15 protein-coding genes are annotated in these 19,689 nt (G+C 43.4%); 14 read left to right on the top strand and 1 reads right to left on the bottom strand.

Features of this window, described 5'->3' with window-relative positions:
* From BM265_RS20265 to BM265_RS17585, 5 genes are all read left to right on the top strand, one after another.
* The coding region (locus BM265_RS20265; RefSeq protein WP_177219632.1) for a hypothetical protein at positions 1-816 on the top strand (816 nt) is incomplete at its 5' end.
* A 199-nt stretch (positions 817-1,015) separates the two neighbouring features.
* Positions 1,016-2,542 carry a tetratricopeptide repeat protein gene (locus BM265_RS17600; protein WP_074963268.1) on the top strand — a complete coding sequence of 509 codons (1,527 nt, stop codon included), beginning with the start codon at positions 1,016-1,018 and terminating at the stop codon, positions 2,540-2,542.
* Positions 2,529-2,900, top strand: a complete 372-nt coding sequence (locus tag BM265_RS17595) for a hypothetical protein (RefSeq protein WP_074963267.1) — start codon at positions 2,529-2,531, stop codon at positions 2,898-2,900. The genes BM265_RS17600 and BM265_RS17595 overlap by 14 nt, the downstream gene beginning before the upstream one ends.
* A gap of 105 nt (positions 2,901-3,005) precedes the next feature.
* Positions 3,006-3,359, top strand: coding sequence for a hypothetical protein (locus BM265_RS17590; protein ID WP_024856248.1), 354 nt, complete (start codon positions 3,006-3,008; stop codon positions 3,357-3,359).
* Between the two features lie 24 nt (positions 3,360-3,383).
* Complete coding sequence (locus BM265_RS17585) at positions 3,384-3,698, top strand: hypothetical protein (RefSeq protein WP_074963266.1); 315 nt, start codon at positions 3,384-3,386, stop codon at positions 3,696-3,698.
* 16 nt (positions 3,699-3,714) lie between these two features.
* Here the strand turns inward: BM265_RS17585 and BM265_RS20470 are convergent, their stop codons facing one another.
* Positions 3,715-3,882, bottom strand: a complete 168-nt coding sequence (locus tag BM265_RS20470; protein WP_207647011.1) for a hypothetical protein — start codon at positions 3,880-3,882, stop codon at positions 3,715-3,717.
* Positions 3,883-3,951: 69 nt separating this feature from the next.
* On the opposite strand from BM265_RS20470, the gene BM265_RS17580 reads away from it, so the two are divergent.
* From BM265_RS17580 to BM265_RS17545, 9 genes are all read left to right on the top strand, one after another.
* Positions 3,952-5,181 (top strand): hypothetical protein, encoded by a 1,230-nt coding sequence (locus BM265_RS17580; RefSeq protein WP_074963265.1) that lies wholly within the window; start codon positions 3,952-3,954, stop codon positions 5,179-5,181.
* On the top strand, positions 5,168-8,698 hold the full coding sequence (locus tag BM265_RS17575) for an FtsK/SpoIIIE domain-containing protein (protein WP_074963264.1): 3,531 nt from the start codon (positions 5,168-5,170) through the stop codon (positions 8,696-8,698). Before BM265_RS17580 ends, BM265_RS17575 begins: the two co-directional genes overlap by 14 nt.
* Before the next feature lie 3 nt (positions 8,699-8,701).
* Complete coding sequence (locus tag BM265_RS17570; protein ID WP_074963263.1) at positions 8,702-10,582, top strand: FtsK/SpoIIIE domain-containing protein; 1,881 nt, start codon at positions 8,702-8,704, stop codon at positions 10,580-10,582.
* Positions 10,582-10,929: a hypothetical protein gene (locus BM265_RS17565; protein ID WP_074963262.1), complete on the top strand. Its 348-nt coding sequence runs from the start codon at positions 10,582-10,584 to the stop codon at positions 10,927-10,929. Before BM265_RS17570 ends, BM265_RS17565 begins: the two co-directional genes overlap by 1 nt.
* A 9-nt stretch (positions 10,930-10,938) precedes the next feature.
* A complete protein-coding gene (locus BM265_RS20260) occupies positions 10,939-11,109 on the top strand; it encodes a hypothetical protein (protein ID WP_177219631.1) in 171 nt (56 codons plus the stop codon).
* A gap of 23 nt (positions 11,110-11,132) precedes the next feature.
* Positions 11,133-13,061, top strand: coding sequence for a protein kinase domain-containing protein (locus BM265_RS17560; protein ID WP_074963261.1), 1,929 nt, complete (start codon positions 11,133-11,135; stop codon positions 13,059-13,061).
* 1 nt (position 13,062) lies between these two features.
* Entirely contained in the window at positions 13,063-13,419 is a 357-nt protein-coding gene (locus BM265_RS17555; RefSeq protein WP_074963260.1) for a hypothetical protein, read from the top strand.
* Between the two features lie 18 nt (positions 13,420-13,437).
* On the top strand, positions 13,438-19,329 hold the full coding sequence (locus tag BM265_RS17550) for a hypothetical protein (RefSeq protein ID WP_074963259.1): 5,892 nt from the start codon (positions 13,438-13,440) through the stop codon (positions 19,327-19,329).
* Positions 19,330-19,419: 90 nt separating this feature from the next.
* Positions 19,420-19,689 (top strand): transposase (locus tag BM265_RS17545; protein WP_143098774.1); only part of this gene is annotated, 270 nt, incomplete at its 3' end.

Genomic DNA, 19,689 nt, shown 5'->3' with positions numbered 1-19,689 from the left:
GGAGGTCTTAAAAACGGTCTGAAATTCTTACGTGATGGAGCACTTAAATGGGGCGGAAAACTGATAGGTCTGGACGATCTGAAGAATGGTAGGGATCTTTGGCGAGCTTACAAGAGTGGTCAGCGTGGAGCTGCACTGAATGAAACTGCATACAAGCTCCTTGGATTGAATAATATCCCGAGCTTGGGTGATGGAACAAATATGCAGCGCTATGATAATCTGATTGACACAAACAGAAATGAACTTGAGAAATTCATGGAGAACAACACTCTTACTACCAACGGAGCTACTTTTAAGGGAATGGATGTTAATGTTCCTACCGGAACCGGAAATTCCGGAGATGCTTTCCTTAATTCAGTCAAGGGAAATGAAAATCTTTCCAGACAGCTGCTGGATAGCACGGGAGTTGATATAAATAATATCTCAAGCGGAGATGATCTCTATGATGCTCTGAGACACAATGGTTTTACACTTAGTACCGGTGCCGGCGATGCAGCCGGAACTGCAAATGTAACAGTTGTTCCATCTTGGGCATACAGAGCTACCGATGGCGGAGCGGAAACATCACGTATTCTGACCAGTAATATTCCCGGTGTTAATCATGATTTCCGCAGCAGTGTAATGGGCGATTATAATAGATATATGAATACTATGAATAATATGTTCCATAATTCCTTTGATAATAAATGCTTAAGTGATCTGCGTAGTAAAGTTCCCGAGTTTATTTTTAATGAATTCATACTTCCTAAAACAGGTTTGAGTGACCGTGAGCAGCAGGGTATCAAGAGCCTTGAAAAACTGCCGATATTTAATTGATACATAGAAGATAAGGTCAAAGGAGCACAGGATCTCACCACAAAAACGGAGACGTTTGTGAACTCTTCAGCGATACTGTAAAGTCTGCGCTACAGATTATACATTGATAGATACAATATATTAAAGATATCTATATGCAGAAACGGACAGGACAAAAGTCCGCAACTGTAAAAAAAGAGAACAACAGGAAGGTGATAAATTGGAATTTGATGAGTTGATGGCAGTCGGAAAAAATGCCTTTGTTACGGCAGATTTCAAGACGGCTGCAGAGTATGGCGTTGAGGGTCATAAGTTAAGACCTCAGGATCCCGATCCGCTGGAACTGGCGGCTAAAGCCTATCAGGCAATGGAAAACTACAAAGAAGCTATATTCTACTTTCAGAAAGCTGTACAATGCGATATTGATAACGGCGACAGATATGTGGAGCTTGGCGTAGCTTACGGCAGCAACGGCGACACGATGAAAGCGCTGGAGGCTTTCGGAGAAGCTGAAAGACATGAGATATCTGAGGATCACCTTAGCGGTATGTACAGGACACTCGCTATGGTAGATCAGGAGCTTGGAAGGTATGAGGACGCTATTGTAAATTATATCAAGGCTCAGGAATCGGGTATGGTTGACCTGGAATTGCTGATGTACAAAACCGTAGCTTGCTCGATGGCGGGCAAGTTCGGTGATGCACTCAGGACAGCTAACACGATAAAACAGCTTGCTCCGACTTCATATGACGGTTATGAACTAGCTTACACGATACTGGTGAATTTTGAACAGTATGAGGAAGCCAACAAGGAACTGCTTAGAGCGAAGAAATATGTCAAAGAACTCCCGATGGATTACTATTTCAGTGTTTCTGACTACGAGAGAGAGATGTTCAAAAAGGACAATAATAACGATCATCTCGTGGCTGCGCTGTGTATGCTGGACATGGGACTTAAAGAAACAAAGCCCGATGTCGGTGAAGTTGTGAATGCTTATTTGCAGAGTGCTGAAATATGCTTACAGACAGGCAAGAATGAGGAAGCCTTGCAGATGCTGCAGGCTGCCGATCAGCCTGTACAGTCGTTCAACAGCGGATTTTCGGTACTGCCGTGGGTAGAACCGCCTGAGTTTGAATCACCGCTGAGCGATGCGTATTTTGCAGCAAATTCTGCTAAGTATGATGGCATGAGTTCTGAAGAGCTTAACAGGGAAGCCGAGGCTATGGCAGCAAAGTCGATGCAGGAGGAACAGGAACCTGTTGATCCCGACATGATGACGCCTATACCCGATGACAAACCCGAGAAGTACAAGCTCCCGAATGAACCGAGAGAGCTTAGCGACGAAGTCAGGGACAAGATGAACCTGCTTTATATGACTGCATACGCTGCTCTCAATAAAAATGACAGAGTGCTGGAATATGCTGTAAAACTCCAGAGCAGCAAGGAAGCAGCTCTTGTGAATACGGCGAGATATATGGAAACCAAAGCCCGCGTAGACAGCGGCGCACCTGATCCCGAAAGACTGTATGATGAGCTCATAAGGTACTACAACAGGCAGATCATCAAGGATCCTTCGGATATAACAGTATTCAGCTTTAAGGTACAATGTTATATAGATCAGGAAAAATATGATGAGGCTATAAGCTACTGCAGAACACTCTCTAAGAATGTAAGAGAGCCGCTGATGAAGCAGATAAGAGATGCTCAGAAGAAGTCAGAGGAGGGAGCAGAGAATGGCGAAACTTAAAAAAGACGTTAAGATCAACGACGATGCTTTTGATACAGCTATAGAGGCTCTGAAAAATCTTTGGCATAGCGCAGATGATCTGAAAGGTGAATTTGAGCAACTGTTTAAGGACTTTGCGGAAGCGCTCCAGTGTGAAACTGGAGATGAACTTACGGATGCAAGTCAGAATGTTATATTGGATCCGATCGATAATCTGAAAATCGTTATACAACAGGTGTATAATACGCTGCAGATCGTTATCAATGAACCTCTTACTACTTGTGATGGTCAGCCGATTACCGTAAGTGACGATGGCGACGGCTATTACAAGAAAATATTCGATGATTTCAATACTCTCGTAGAGGGTATCACTACTTAATATTAACAAGTTAATATCACAGGATAAAAAAATACCTGTGATCAAATAAAAATAACAGCCGCAGATGCGGCAGAACAATGAGAGTTTTCAAGGAGGTATTTGAAAATGGCTGATGTAAATCAGGATGTAGGAACAATGGGTACTCAGGGTACTGTGAACATGTCAACTCAGATGATGACAGATGCGCTGAATGCGATCGCAGCTTACAAGGAAGCAATCGATGGCGCTTTTAGTAATCTGAATACACAGTACGCAAATGTTACAGCAAACTTTACAGGTGACGCTGCAAATGGTCTGCAGGAATTCTATACAAATAAGATAGAGGCTATGCTGAAAAAGGATACCGGCAGCGTATATCAGCTCGTGGATGCTCTGAAGGGCTTTTGCGAGGCTGCTCGCGATCAGATCCCAGGCGATGCAGGTGTAGATAACGAGCTTGGTAAAGTAAACAGACAGTGATATAACAGAAAGGAGAACTATACCATGGATTGTATGATCAAAAATGCTGAGGTCAAGGACGCAGCTAACAACATCAAGACTACTGTAAAGGATGAGTTCTTAACAGCAGGTACAACCTTTGTTAATTCCTTCAATGCAGCTATCGCTGACATGAAGGGCGAGGCTAAGGATGCTCTTGAAGAGTTCTTCAACAACAATATCCGTGATCTCGTAAGCAGTGAGGAGAGCGGTATACCCGCAATGGTAACGGGCTTCGGTGATCTGATCGAAACTAACCGTTCACAGTTTGCTTCGGTTGACCACAGCATAGCTGAGAGCATCAAGGGCGGTTCACAGTAATATCCTTTTCGGATCTTTAAAGCATTCTTCCGCAGTGTTGCGGGGACAGTGCTGAGTTGAGCTGGTAAGCAGCAGATATGTCTTTATGGCATACTGCTGCATTCAGCTTTACAATTATATATGGCAGTAATTTGTCTGATAGCTTTGAAGTTGTTCTGTTTTGTGAGCGGTGCTTTTTATTCATTGAAGTTATCAGTTTTTTTAGTTTTTTTGGATCGTATGTCTTTTATGACATATTAATGAGGTGAAATTAATGGCATTTCGGGTATTGAGTGAAGAAGAGATAGAGAGATTGACTCCCGATCAAAGAGAAATCTATGAACGCGAATATGATATGTATTGTAAAAGGATGCGTTTTGCGACGATTCTTGAGAGACTGTCAAATCTCGATCTGTCTAAAAAGAAAGTAAAACTGACATTCCCGAAAATAATCAAGCCTGCAGAAGTTCACTTTGAAGAGATCGAAAGAAAGCCGGTCGATGCGCCGAAAGTTCCTGTGCCGCAGGTGGCTGAGGGTAAGTATAAAGTACCCGAAATGAAGAAACCTGAGGGCTACAAGGTGTTTGTACCTACTGTGAGCGGACGTAAGTTCGTAGCTCCCGAACCTGTAAAGGTCAAGGGATTCAAGGTGGTAACTCCGGACGTTAAAAAGACCGAGTTCAAAAAGCCCGAGAAACCAGTTATCGGAGAGATCAAGAAGGTAGTTCCCGAAGTAAGCAAGGTTGAGTTTAAAAAGCCCGAGAAGCCTGTTATCGGGGAGATCAAGAAGGTAGTTCCCGAAGTAAGCAAGGTCGAGTTTAAAAAGCCCGAAAAGCCAGTTATTGGAGAGATCAAGAAGGTAGTTCCCGAGGTAAGCAAGGTAGAATTTAAAAAGCCCGAGAAACCAGTTATCAGGGAGATCAAAAAGGTGGTTCCCGAAGTAAGCAAGGTCGAGTTCAAAAAGCCCGAGAAGCCTGTTATCGGGGAGATCAAGAAGGTAGTTCCCGAAGTAAGCAAGGTAGACTTTAAAAAGCCCGAGAAACCAGTTATCGGGGAGATCAAAAAGGTGGTTCCCGAAGTCAGCAAGGTAGACTTTAAAAAGCCTGAGAAGCCTGTTATCGGGGAGATCAAAAAGGTAGTTCCCGAGGTAAGCAAGGTCGACTTTAAAAAGCCCGAGAGGTCTGCTATCGGGGAAATCAAAAAGGTGGTTCCCGAAGTCAGCAAGGTCGAATTTGTGAAGCCTGTAAGAGAGCCTGTAACTCCTGTTAAGGTATTTGTACCCGAGATATCTCCTGTTGAGGCAGGGAAGTTTACAAGAACACCTACGGCTCAGGTAGTTGAACCAGTAGTACCCGAAGTGGCATCAGTAAACTTTGTTAAGCCTGAAATTGCAAAACCTGTGGGAGTGAAAGTGGTAGTGCCACAGATAAGCACAGATATCGAATCGGAGACGGCAGAGATCCTGAGAAAACTGCGGAGTGAGTTAGCAAATGAAAAACAATGAGATAATGGTTTCTGCGCGATTTTCCAAAAGCGACGGAGGCACATATGTAAAGTCGCGCGAGCTGACATTTCTTGTATTGAAAAGCATAACCCTTCGTGAACTGACAGAGGGTATATTCTATGGACTGAAGAAAAAAGCCAGGAGCGGTTTCGACTACGGTCAGGTTGATCTTTCGATGACAGAGTGCTTTGAGATAATGAAAGAGTATCTTCAGAAATACCCTTTTATCAATATAAAGTACAAGTCCATCGGCTTTACCGAGTGCAAGGATATCAAGCAGGAGATTATAACTGAAAGCTGCATTGATTTCAACAGGATAATTGCAGAATATAACGATGCTGAAAACGTTAAGATATATGATCTTACACTGGAAGAACTTGGTATCGTTACGGCTTCGGTTCTGGATTTCGATCTTAATGCTGTAAAAGCAGAGGGACCGTATATCTTTACCGACAGCGACGACAAGCAGATGACATCGCCATCTTATGTTGTAAAGGAGAAAAATCTTGAATACAACATTAGTACCCGCGATATCAATGTTGTTGAACCTTCGGTGATAGAGATAGCGCCTGCGGGCGAATATCCCAAGATAGAGGGCGGTGCGCTGGGCGGTTCCATGCTAACTTCTATGATATCCATTATGATGGGTGTAGGTATGCGTGTAGGTATGCGTTATATGGGTGGCAGCGCAATGGCAAGTATGGGAAATTCCATGATAATCATGTCAGTGGGAATGGGTCTTGTATCTGCGACTACTATGCTGGTAAACGGCATAAGCCAGCGAAGAAAGTCCATACGCAATGCTGATGACTGGGTGAGCAACTACGAGAGCTACATACTGAAAAAGCTCAAGCAGATAGAGGATTATCAGAGGCAGGACATACAGTACATGAATACTGTATATCCGAATGTTTCCAAGCTTTTTGATGGTGTGCGCAATGCCTCGGATGCCATATTCTCGCGTTCGCACAATGATGATGACTATCTTATGATATCCCTCGGTCAGTCAAGGCAGATCGAGCCTATGTTCACCATAAGCGCTGAGAAAAAGGATGAGGGTCTATCGGAGCCTATAACTTATAGGCTGGAGCAGATCGTCAATCCGACAAACGATACTCACTTTGTTTTCAGGATAGATCAGCCCGATGAAAAAGCAAGGGCAAAGCTACGTAAAAGTCAGAGGAAGTTACGCAAAAAGGATAAGAAGAAAGGCAATAAAGATCTCAAAAACATAGTTGATGTTAACAACAGGGACGAGCTTTTGCTTTCGGAGCTAGCGTATGATCTGGCGCACAATGATCCTGCGGATATAGGTACTACTGATAACAGCAGTACCAGCAGGAGCAGGGTAGGATTCAGATATTTGAGAGATTACAAGAATCCTAAGAATCTTCCGCCGCTTCTTTTTGAGATGAAAAACTGCGGTGCACTTGGCGTTATATACGATCCTGTCAGTGATGAAAAGGTCAACAGCGAGGGTGATCCTGCGCTGAATTTTATCCGACATGTAGTTTTTGAGCTTTCATACTATCACTCGCCGGAGAATCTTCAGTTTGTTTTCTTTTTCAAGCGTACTGATGATATCGATGAGCGTGACCGCACGATAGAAAATTATAAATACCTTCCGCATACTAACGAGCTGTTCGGCAATTCGCTTACTCAGTTCGTATTTGACAAGAAGAGCGCTGGCGATGTTTACAGTGCTCTGTTTGGCATAATGAACGATAGAAGCGGAAGCATAAAAACTAATGATGATAACGGTGATGGCGGCGATGAAAAAGCCGAGGATCCGAATTTCACCCAGATAGTCTGCATAATGTTTGATGACTACGATATCAAGGAAACTGTATTTTCCAGATTTCTGCCTGAGCCCCCTAAGCAGGGTGAGGATTTCAAGAATCAGCTTGGATTGTCTTTCATATTTCTGAAAGACAAAAAGGGTATGCTTCCTAAGTATTGTAGCAGCATGATAGAGCTTTGCACGGGGCCGAGAGGCGAGCTTACAAGGCGTTACAACGTGCTTTCACGTGAAACACTGGCACACAACAGCAATGCTGCTGATACCAGCAGTATGGTAGATAAAAAGAGATTCGAGAGTGATTACCTTTTCAAGGATCATTTTCAGTATCTTGACCATAACAACAATACCTGCAGGGTCGATGTTAAGAAAGAATTCGGCACTGCTTACAGGCAGCTGAGCTCGCTGTACTACAAGCGTATAGCTGAAAACGGCAAGGTGCCCGATGTGGTATCGCTTTTTGAGATATGGGACATAGACCAGGAATCTGTCACAGAAGACCCGGCTCAGAGCAGGGTTTACACGATGATCAAGGATTACTGGGATTCTCCGCAGAACGATATCACCAAGGGGCTTAGTGTACCCATAGGCAAGAACGAGCATGGTGTCACTTATCTGGATATGCACCAGAACGGAGACGGTCCTCATGGTCTTGTTGCGGGTACTACCGGTTCAGGTAAATCCGAAACATTGATAACCTACGTTATCGGCTGCTGTATGAAGTACAGACCTGATGAGCTGAATTTCATGCTGGTAGATATGAAGGGCGGCGGCTTCTCAGACAGACTGGGCAATCTGCCGCATCTGGTAGGTGCCGTTACCAATACCACAGGTGAAGCAGAGGGCATAGCTCCCGAATATATGCTGAAGCGATTCCTTGAGACTCTGAACGCCGAGATAAAGAGGCGCGAGGTTGTGCTGAAGGAGCTTGATACGGATAATATCGATTCGTATATGAGGACGAGAAAGACAGTCCTTAAATACCGCGAGGAAATACAGAACGGTACAAGGACTCTGACCTCGATAAAGAAGGAATTCATAAACAAGGATAACAGGATAAAAGCTTGTGATCCCGAAAACCCCGAACCCAAGCCCCTTTCGCACCTGCTGCTGATAGTGGACGAGTTCACGGAGCTGAAAAGATTTTCAAGCGAGAGCAACGATATAGACTTTATCAAGGATATCACCACGATAGCCCGTGTGGGCAGAACTCTGGGATTCCATATCATACTGGTATCGCAGAACATCGAGGGTGCTATAACCGAAGATATACGTGTAAACTCCAAGGCGAGGATATGTCTTAAAGTTGCGACCAAGAGTGCATCAAAGGATATGATAGGTACGCCCGATGCGGCTGCGGCAACTATGCCCGGTCACGGAAGAGCGTACATACTGGTAGGCACAGGAAGCAGATATGAGTATTTCCAGTCTGCATACACCGGTGCAAACAGGAACCTTTCCATAAAGGGCGATGTCAATATGACCATGGTGCCCGAATGCGGCGGCTTTGATGACAGCTTCTATAATTCCAAAAAAGATAATATAAGAATGGCAAAACAGAACAAGAGCGTTAATGAGGACGACAACCAGCTCAACTATATCATCAACACTATAAACGCACTGAAAGATGATTATGAGCCTTCGATACAGCTCTTCCTCAATCCGCTCAAGGCTGATGTTGAATCAGTAATGGACAAGACAGAATGGGAGGGTATCTGACAGATGACGGAAAACATCATAGTTCAGCTTGGAAAATACGATGTTCCCATTCTGCAGAAGCAGCCTGATTTCGAGGTCGATCTGTTGAAGTCGAATATAATCCTGTTCGGTTCTCCACAGAGCGGCAAGACTAATCTTATAAGGCTTATAATCAATATTCTTCACAAAAAAATGAATGTGGAGAATGAGCAGATATTCATACTCGATTTCGGCGGCGCACTGGCTGATTATCAGACTATGCCGCTGGTATCGGCGTATTTTGACAATTCCAACGAAGAGTACGTAAAGCGTGTTTTCAAGATACTTGAAACAAAGCTGAAAGAAAACACAAGGGCTTTGCAGGGCGTGGGATTTGCTGCTAAAAAGGATGGTCAGCCAAAGCACATAACATTTTTTATAGACAACTTCAATTCATTCCTTGATGAGCCGAGGTATCAGGGCTATCAGGAAAAGTTTGCAAGACTTTGCCGTGACGGTCTGTCGAAAGGCATCTCCGTAGTGGTAACTGCGTCGGAGAACAAGGGAATGAGTTCATACATAAACAACCTCGGGCAGAAGATAGCGCTTAACCTTTCAAACGACAGGTACGGCGAAATATTCAGCGGAAAGGTATCCAGTATAGGTAACATTCCTGGACGCGGTTTTGCGAATATAACCATGAGACTTCGTGAAAAGGACCGCAAGGGAAAGTATCACGAGATAACGGGTACTTACAATATAAACGCTCCCTACGAGATACACTGCAACTTCGCAGAGGATATCAACAAGGGCGATTTCAGGATAAATCTCCACAAGAAGTTTCAGTACGATGCGGACAATAAGTGCTTCGGTAAACAGGTGGAGAAGTACAAGATATTTCCCCAGACCTTCGGAGTGGCTGAGTACCATCATCAGCTGGAAGGCGAGCAGGATATAACAGATCCGCAGTATGAAGTTGCTGTAGGACTCGACTATGTTGATTTCAAGCCTGTTGTGGTGAATTTCAAGGATTCGCGTTTTCTGGCGGTATACGCTAAGCGCGGTGCAGGTCAGGATCAGCTGCTGGACAGGATAGTTACGAGCCTGATGGAACACGACAAAAGAAAGCTTGTACTTTTCGATGACGGACGCGGTCAGCTGAAGATGCTCAAAGATAAGTTCCCCGCTGCAAAATACATATCACAGTATGTGGCTAGGAGCGAGCTGGAAAAGGAAAAGGAAACGCCGAAAGAGCCTGAACCTGTACCCTCGGCGGCATCAGCAATGATGGCTGGAAGGACATCGGCAGGCAGCAGCTTTTTCAGCGGACAGAAGGCTGAACCCAGATTTGCAAAGCCCCCTGAGATCAGCAAGCCTGTGATACCACAGGGATCAAAGCTGTCTCCTATGCAGCAGCTTATAAAATACATACACGAGGAATGTGTAGACGTAGGCAACTTTGCGAGCCTGCTTTACACGGGCAAGGAATATCTTTCCATGCTGGAGAGAAATCCGAACGTACCCATAGGGTGTCTGGAAACTTTCCGTGACCCCACCGTTTTCGTACTCCACAGCAAGCTGGTATACAGCTCGGTGCGCGAGAACAAGCAGTTTCTTGAATACATTATGCCGATACTTTCCGATATGGCTGAGGAAAGGGATTACATATTCATTTTCTCGGATGTAAGGAAAATGTCGGATATCGAGATGAACGATAAGTTCAATACTCTGGTACATACGGCTTTTGTGCTTGACAATATCGCTGAGTTCGTAGCGGAGAAAGGACAGAAGACCATATTCGGTGATCTCGATGTAAAGATGCTCAAAGCAGACTATGCGCTCTGTGAAAAGGGCGATGGATATTTTTATGACGTAGAGGCGGACAGCCTGAAAAAGTTTAAGATGATACAAGAGGAGGATTTCTGATGGCAGACGAATTTGTAGTTAATGACGCTGTGTTTAAGGTTGTTGATACTACTGAGATATCTAAACTTCAAACTAAAGCACAGGAGCTTGTTGGTAAATTTGAAGATCTAAAAACGACATTTAACACTATTAATGAAACTTTGCTGGAATCTTGGCAAGGTGAAGGTGCTGACGAGTATAAGTATGAAACAGATCATATCCTTGAAAAGATAGGCGACATGAACAGTGCCGTGGATGCACTCAATACAGATGGTATAAGCAATGTAAGGCAGTCGATCAGCGATATGGATGCCGAGCTTGGAGAGCAGATCAGAAAAATGGCTAATGACGAAACTGATGGGGAATAATGGTCTGTTATGGCAAATGGTTTTGTAAACAGCACGGATAATTATCAGCAGGAAGAGGAATTCGACCCGCAGGAAAAAGTTGTTCAGGTGCAGACTAGGAAATATGAGACCGAAAAGAAAGTCGAAGAGAAATTTCAGGTCAATATATTTGATCTGCTCGGATTTATAGACGAAGACTGATCGGATAGGAGCAGCGCAGCTTTATGCAGATACACGGTACTAAATTTACTTACACAATAGATACCAGCTATCAGGATCTGTACAGATACGGTGATGGCTTTATTGCACGTGGTACAGAAAGTATAGTATATAAAGGCATAAGAGCGGCAGAGGGTATCTCCAGTGAGAATATCCGCATGAGCTGTGTGCTCAAATTCAAGCGACGAGGAACCAATGACAGGATACTTAGGCGTTTCAAAAGTAAGGATCTTAAGATATTCAACGATCTTCAGGGCTGCCGTTCAGTAGTCAGGATATACGATCTGATAGAAGATCTTGGTGATTTTTCGATAAAGTTTGAACACGTAGCCGATGGCGAAGATGAGTTTTATATTGATCGTCACGGTTTCTTCTGCGTTGTTGAGGAATTCATCGAAGGCAAAACGTTGGAAGAATTCTGTCTTGAATACGGTGATTTTCCGCTGGTAATGAGATCGAACCAGGCTGTTACAGGTTTCAATGATTACAGCGATGAAAGCAAGATGCGTACTAAAAAGTATGTTACCGACAATGATTTTTGTCTGCGTTTTCAGAGTGTTATATACAACTTCGCTGTAAAGCTCTGTGATGTGCTTGATTATATGCACAGAAACAGGATACTCCATATGGATATCAAGCCTGATAATATCATGATAACCAATGCCGGCAACGAAGTGGTGCTTATCGACTTCGGCAGAGCTAACTATATGGATTACGGCAAGGATTATGTAACGGTACAGTTTGGCGGAGAAAGCCTGGAGGAATACGGTACAGTAGGATATGCTGCTCCCGAAGCCTACAACCTTGAAATGGTACCCCACGCTCACTTTACTTCAGAGAATCTGAACGAAGAACTGAAGGGTGCCTGCCGTCTGACGGTAGAGAGCGATATATTCTCTCTGGGAGCGACTTTGTGGGAGTGTATGAACATTTTTGTGCTGTACATGAACAACGCGGAATACCGCAAGAAGTTCCTCAGAGGCTATCACTATCAGACATTTTTTGATACCTCGATCATGCTCAACGAGGATACTTACTGCAACCGCGATCTTTCGCTGGCTTCCGTGCATTTCTACGAAAAGCTGGAGCAGATAATCAAAAAGGCGACAAGATCAAGGTCATATAATTATTTTGATAAGAGCAATAAGAATTATTATCATGACTATGCAACGCTGAGGGACGATATAATCGATGCAAGGGAGCGTTCACCTGCGGTGCTGAGGACTGATGACATAAAGGTGCGCAATTCTTTCAATGTAAGTGCTGTGTTTATGGGGCTTCTTGTTACGCTGCTGTGCTTTCAGGGATTTCTGTACTTTTTCGGCGGATATTTTGCCGCCCATAAGATAGATTCCATCATGGAAAACTATCAGGTATCGAAACACGACGCGCTTAGACGTGCTGCAGAGGAACAGATGAAAGCTACTGATCCCGATGGCAGAAAAAGGATCTACGAAAGAATATATGACTTTTATTATAACGAGAACGAAGGCACCGATAAGAAAGTTATGAGCGAGGAAGAAGCTGAAGATCTTGCGCAGCTGCTGGATATGATACCCGATGAGGAGTATTCACGTAGGCAGTTTGACGAACTTCTTGGCAATACCGACAGACAGGTGCTCCTGGCGTTCTCTGAATACGCCGCTGCTGCTGACCTTGATATCAAGGAAGACAGCGAGTGTATCAGCTACAAACTTCTGGAAAAAATATATGAATCAAGACAGCCGAGATATGCTAACGAGTGTTATGAAGCTCTCGTAGAGTACGGAGACAGAGAAGAATACAATAATCTGCTTGTTTATCTTGCAAAGCAGCTCAACACGGATGAAAAGATAGACAAGATCACAGATCAGCAGGACAGTGATGAGCCTGATGCTATTGTAAGGCATTCTGTAAAAGATTATCTTGACAGCTTTGAGGGTCGTGGTGTATAATATGAGAGATGGGTTATTATCAAAACTCGCCGAATTGTTCGGTGCGTATTTCAAACGCGGCAGAAAGCCATTCCTGATAACCATTGTCATATCGCTTATTTTGCTTCTCCTGGCAATGGGAGTGCTGTGGTTCACAGGTGAACTGGAGCATTTTATAAACGAATGGGATATTAGGTATAATTCTGCGGCACTGATATTTCTTGTGAAATTGTTTTTCGCTGCGGCGCTGGCATTTTTCTTGTATGCGGTGTATATTGGACTGAAGAAGTACAGGAGATATTCCTCCATCGGAAAGCCCTATAAAAACGGCACTTCGTATAAGGCGCTCAGCAGGATACTGTATGAAAAAAAGGACTAGTTGAAAGGAGAAAAGAGTATGACTATCGCAAAGAGGATCCTTGCCATGGCGGCAGCACTTTCCATTGTCTCGAACAACAGCGTTCCTATAGGTCTGGCTCATTCATTGATGAATGGTGAGCATAGAGAAAGGATCAATGACAATAATATTCTCAGAGACGAAACTCTTACCGATGACGAAGACGCTCTGGCGACTACTGATGAGGACACAACTAACGATGAGAATGCTACTAATGAGAACGGTCACACATTAAGACCGAAGCTTGATGTAGATTTTCCTGAAAATGACAACTGGGTAAAGGATCTGGGAAATTTTGAGGTTTCAACTGAACCGGGTGCTAACCTTTTTTACAGGATCGAATCTACAGGTTTTGAGCCAAAAGAATCGGATATCAGGGATGGTTTTGCAGCTACATATGATATCAGGGATGATCATCCATTACCGGAAGGCGAACATTATATATGTTTTTATGCTATGTGGCCCGGTTCGGACATGGCATCAATTTCTAAAGTTTACCACTACAAGCTTGATAAAAATGATCTTATTTTAAGTAACCTTAAAGCAGTTCCGTGGTTTTGCGTTAACCCTGTATATTTGACAGATAATTTTTCAAAAACAGGTATCTTCATCGTAAATGATGTGCCCATTAAAAAAGATGCTAACTGTCTTTACAAGGTATATTATTCATACGGTAAGGAATGCACTACATGGAACGAACTCAAAGAACGGGGTCATGAACTTAAGCCTTTCTACCGCAGTGACGGTACTTTTGATATTTGTTTTCCTTTTGAAGCGGAGATGTGCAATAAAACTATTTATGTCTATGTCTTTGATAGATCCGGTAAGCATGAGATCAAACAATATTCACTCAGCAACAAGGGCATACCCAAATTCGAGTATCTCGGCACTGTAAATATTTACAAAGGAGAAGAAACTCCTGCTATAACACAGGAATACGGAAATGAGGGGCTAAGCGATCTTCCGTATACAAATTATACCTATACCGGTGATGCTTCTTATTTGAAGGTTAAGGTCAGTGACGATACTATAGAAAATTGCTCTGTAAAAGTTAAGTGGACTGATAAAGATGGAGATCAGATCCGTGATGTTAAACTTTCGCAGATCCCTGTTCCTGAGGGCATCACCCCTGAAAAAGATGTTGTATACGTACCTTTCTCCATGCTCAATCTGAAGGATAACGGCAATTATAAATTCACTGTTTCAGCATCGGATAGGCAGTTTGATTCTAAGGGTGTTGAATTGTCTGAGGATTTCTACTATTCAAAGACTGACGACCGTGACGCATATGCATCAATGTCTCCAGTTGAAGGCAATAAAAATGTCAGCCATGATAACGCCGATCATTCCGATCTGGATGAGACTGTAAATGCTTATCTCATCGATGAAGGTAACAGAATCGCGTTCAATCTGAGTGATGATCTGGGTATTGCTAAGTATTCGGTTCAGATCAAGAAAGATAACGAAACAATTTATGAAGTGAAAGATGTTGACGTTACGGCAACTGCGGTTCCTGTCGATGATGAAAATGCAGATACAGCAGGCGATGTTTACTATAAACCAACATTGTCTGTACAATCGGCGGAGATACCGCTCGCTGATGATGGCATTTATTCAGCATGGATCAAAATAAGCGATATTGACGGCAATGTAAAAACCTATAAATACAAATTTGTTGTTGATAGAGAAGCTCCAAGAATCTCAGGTAACACATATACGATCAGCCCTGAACCTAAATATACACCTTTCGGTATATTCTCAGACGAAAGTCTGACTATCACTCTTTCTGTCGATGATAATATACCCCAAAATATCAACCCTGATGATATACAGCTCCATATAATTGATGAAGACAACAGAGATAATGTTTATAAAGCAAGGCTGAATGAAAACAGCTATGTATTTGAAGAACTCGACTCCTATATAAGCGGCAAAGCTTTTATAACTGTATCCGATAAGGTAGGCAATATCAGAACCTATTACTTTAAAACAGTTGAGAATTTTGGCGATGAGATTACCGGTGAAGTGCTTACGCTGACAGAAAACGAAGAAAACGAAGTAAAACTCGTTATCAACAGTGAGCGTCCTGGCTTTATAATTAAAGCTAATGGTGAAGGTCAGAACTTTTACCGTGTAGACGGAAAGGAATATGCCCAGTTCTTCGGCAACTCTTCTGAAAATTCCTTTGATTTTACGTTCAGTGATCCTGATGCACTTAATGATCATCATATAACTATTACGGACGATAAGGGAAGAACAGACTCAAAGCATACCAGTAAGAGATCCTATATCGAAGGCGAAGAGCCTGTTAAGAAAGACACTATAAATATTCCTACCGATCTGCCTACAGGCAGATATCATATCGATGGATATGTCAGCAACCTTGCAGGATCAAAATATGAAGTACCTGAGGCGTATCGGGTATTTTATGTTGATAAGACCGCTCCTATCATAAAGGGTGCAAAGTACGAAGTTGCAAAGGCCAAAACAGTTGACGGAGATTTGATCGTTGATCAGGCGAGCGAAGCTCTGAATTATAGGAAGTATGGTATCTTCGGCAATTCGGAGATCGCTATCGCAATTTCTGTAGAGGATAACCCTCTCGGCTGTGGAGTTAAGGGAGCGCAACTTGTATGGGGAAAGCAAACATACGAAGGTGCCTATGACAGCAAATTGGGCAAGGTTGTATTTAGTGGTATAGACATCCCTGATAAAACCAAAGGTTATTATACAGGTGATCCCAAGATAACTGTATGGGATAACATGGATAATGCAAACACTTACTATTTCACTACTAATTCATTAAGCAAAAATGTAGGTGAACTCATTCTTGAAGATCCTGAAACAGCTCATGAACGTGTATTCCTGACAATGGAGAATGGCAAGCCTACAGTAAGTCTTAATGTCGGCGTTGGCAGCGAATATACTAAGATCAATGATCAGATATGGTACTCAGGTGAAGTCGATTATAAAGTATCGGCTAAGGATCTGGGTGTATACAGGTCCGGTCTGAAAGAAGTAAATGTTTACAATGGTGACAAAGCTAACGAAGACACTCGTATTCAGCAGGAAACTTCATATAATGGAGTTAACTTTGAGGATGTCAGATTTGTAAAAGATGTTGCCGAGTATAATTATTCTATTACTGAGGAAGGCCGTTATAACCTGATAGCAGAGGCAGTTGACAATGCAGGCAATTCTAACAAAGTTTCTGAGGAGTTCTTTATCGATATGAAGGATCCCGAGATAACTGAGTTCATTATCAACGGCGAATCTGAAGAAGCACCTTTCGAGCACGACGAAACTTACGGCTACTTCTTTAAGGAAAAAGCTACTGCAAGAGTTTATGTGAACGACCCCGGTGTTTCTTCGGGAATAGATTCTATAACTTTTTGGACACGCGAAGTTGGCGGAGATCCTGTTTCGTGGCCGGTTGACCCCGAAAAGGTGAGAAGTGATACTAAAGGAACTTATGCTGAATTTGAGATCCCCAAGGGTTTCAAGGGTCATTTGGCGGCTGAGGTAACAGATAATGTCGGTCACTCTTCTAAAATACTGGGTCCTAACGGAACAGTTATTGAGGACGATCAGCTCCACTCTGAGCACGCTACTGTTACTATCACACCTGTGGGCACTTCGGTAAACGGATTCTATAATCATGCACTGGTTCTTAATGTCACTGTCAAGGATACCTTCTCGGGTATATCCAACATAAACTGGTCAATAGACAAGGACAATAAGAGCGGTCAGATCAACGCTTATGATACGACACTGGTAAGTGATTATCCTGTTGATGAGAAGATAATCAGCACTGATGCAAACCTTATAACAGAGGTATCATTCCAGCTTCTTGTTGAGGCAGATGCAAGCGACAACCAGGTCAATGTCACTATGACAGATAACGCAGGCAATACTATGTCCAGCGTAGCAGAATACTCCCTTGACCTGACAGCACCTGCTGTAACTACTTCTCTTGGCAGCGGTGATGCCAAGAACGGTATTTACTACGATAAGGATCAGCAAGTCAACCTGTCGATCGTTGAGAAGAACTTCAATGGTTCTGATGCTAAGGTACTTGTAAACGGCGTTGAGCAGAAAGTTGCCTGGAGCGGTGACGATTCAGGCAACGGTCTCACTCATACAGCCACAGTTGATCTTAAGGAAGACGGCGATTACACTGTCAAAGTCGAGTATAAAGATCTTGCGGGCAATCCCGGTACATTCGATCCGGGACAGCATCTCATCATCGACAAGACCAAGCCTGTTATCACAAATAACTTTGCTGATTTCAAAACAGGTACTCCCGATGAAATCAGCGGAAGCACAGAGCTTTACTACAACAATCAGGGTGACAGAAAAGCTGAATTCGAGGTAAATGTTACCGAGAAGAACTTTGAAGAAGAAGACCTGAATATCAGAGTTTTCAGCAAGTTAGCAGGAAGCTCTCACAAAGAGAATGAGAACGAAGAGTGGTTTGAAACTTATCCGGAGTACAACTGGACACACAATACTGCTAAGGATTCTCACAGGCTGACATTTAAGCTCGATGAGGACAGCGTATACAAGATCGAGATCAGCCCCGAGGACCGTGCAGGAAACGGCGGCGAGATAGCAGAGGGATCTGAACGCAAGACCGATATATTCGAGGTCGATACCACAGTTCCTGTTCTCGGCGCACGTAACGAAGGCGATTATACTGAAATGACCAAGGATAAGTACAATGCTCTTGCAGTGTACGACATCGACAGATTTGAAGAAGAAGCGCCTTACGTTGAATTTACTGACACCAACCTTTACAGACTGGAATATGAGCTGACGTCCTTTAAGCCTGCTTACAGCGACGGCAGGGAGATAGGCGAGATACTTCCCGGAGAGAAAAAGTCTGACGAGAAATACAGCGACTTTGAAAAGGATAAGGCAATAGATATCTCGAAGTCCGAAAAGGCTCTTGAGCAGGACGTTATCAGATATACTGTGCCCGATTTTGATAAGGACGGCGTATATTCAGTTAAGCTGTATGCAGTTGATATGGCAGGCAACAAGAGTGAGGTAAGTGATAACACTTACGTCCGCATGATGAACACTCCAATGCTGGCATACATCGAAAACAGCAGCAAGGAAGAGGGTACAGGCTGGTACTCATTTGAGGACGACGAGTATGGTCCTATCTCAAAACAGCCTACAAGCTTTGAAGATCTTGACATTGTCATGTTCTCAAAGGCAGGCACATCGCCTAAGCTGCTTCTGGTCGATAAGGATACCGAAGCTGAGATCGACACTCACGCAACAGTGGCAGGCAGGAGCCTGATCGAAGATGAGCTTTACATGGTCGATGCAATAAAGTACAGACTATCCGGCGACTTCTTCGCTACAAACTTCACTGATGATACAGATACAAGACTGTACCTGAGAGCTGAAAACAACGGCGAGTATGTTGACCTGGGCGAGATGTACATCGATAACACCAAGCCAGAGTGTGCAGTTCCCGATTATCTTTCCAACTGGGGCTGGCTCAAAGGATCAGGTGAAAAGACCATAACATTCTCAAATATAAGTGAGATTCTTGATGATGAGGAAACTGTTGTTTATGTCAACGGTCAGGAAGTCACAGCAAACGGTCTGCAGGCAACTGTTGACGGCAAGAATGTCAGCGCTTCTTACAACGCAAAGCTCGATGAGCTGTGTCTGACACTTCCCGCAGGTACTTATTCCATAGGTGCAAAACTTGTTGATAAGGCAGGTAATATGCGTATAATCTCTGAAGTTGAGCACTTCTCAGTGGGCAACACAAGGATATGGCTGGGCGCAGCAGGTGCTACCATGCTTATTGTCACCGTAGGTGGTGTTACGGCTGTAGCAAGAAACAGACGCCGCAGAATATCCAATAAGTAAAAATCATACAAGGCTGTGCAGAATGATATAATCCCCTTAGAGCGGACACACGAAAAAACAAAAACGTGTGAACTCTAAGGGGGTTATTATATGCCAAGGAAAAGCAAGTTGACAGATGAAGAAAGAATAGCAGCAGTAAAAGAATATCTCGATGGAAAAGGAAACATTGCTGAGATAGCAAAGAAACATAAGATAAGTTCAACAACGTTTATTCAGCTGGTGAAGCGTGCTCAGAGTGAAGGACTTGACTCTATTCGACTGTCATCTCACAATAAAAAGTATCCCAAGGAATTGAAAATGCAGGTAGTACAGGAATACCTGTCCGGGAAATGCAGCATACAAGACCTATGTATCAAGCAT

Source organism: Hominimerdicola alba (genome assembly GCF_900112155.1).
GTDB classification, from domain to species: domain Bacteria; phylum Bacillota; class Clostridia; order Oscillospirales; family Ruminococcaceae; genus Hominimerdicola; species Hominimerdicola alba_D.
The sequence above is the reverse complement of the archived record's forward strand: the minus strand, read 5'-3'. Positions and strand labels throughout refer to the sequence as shown.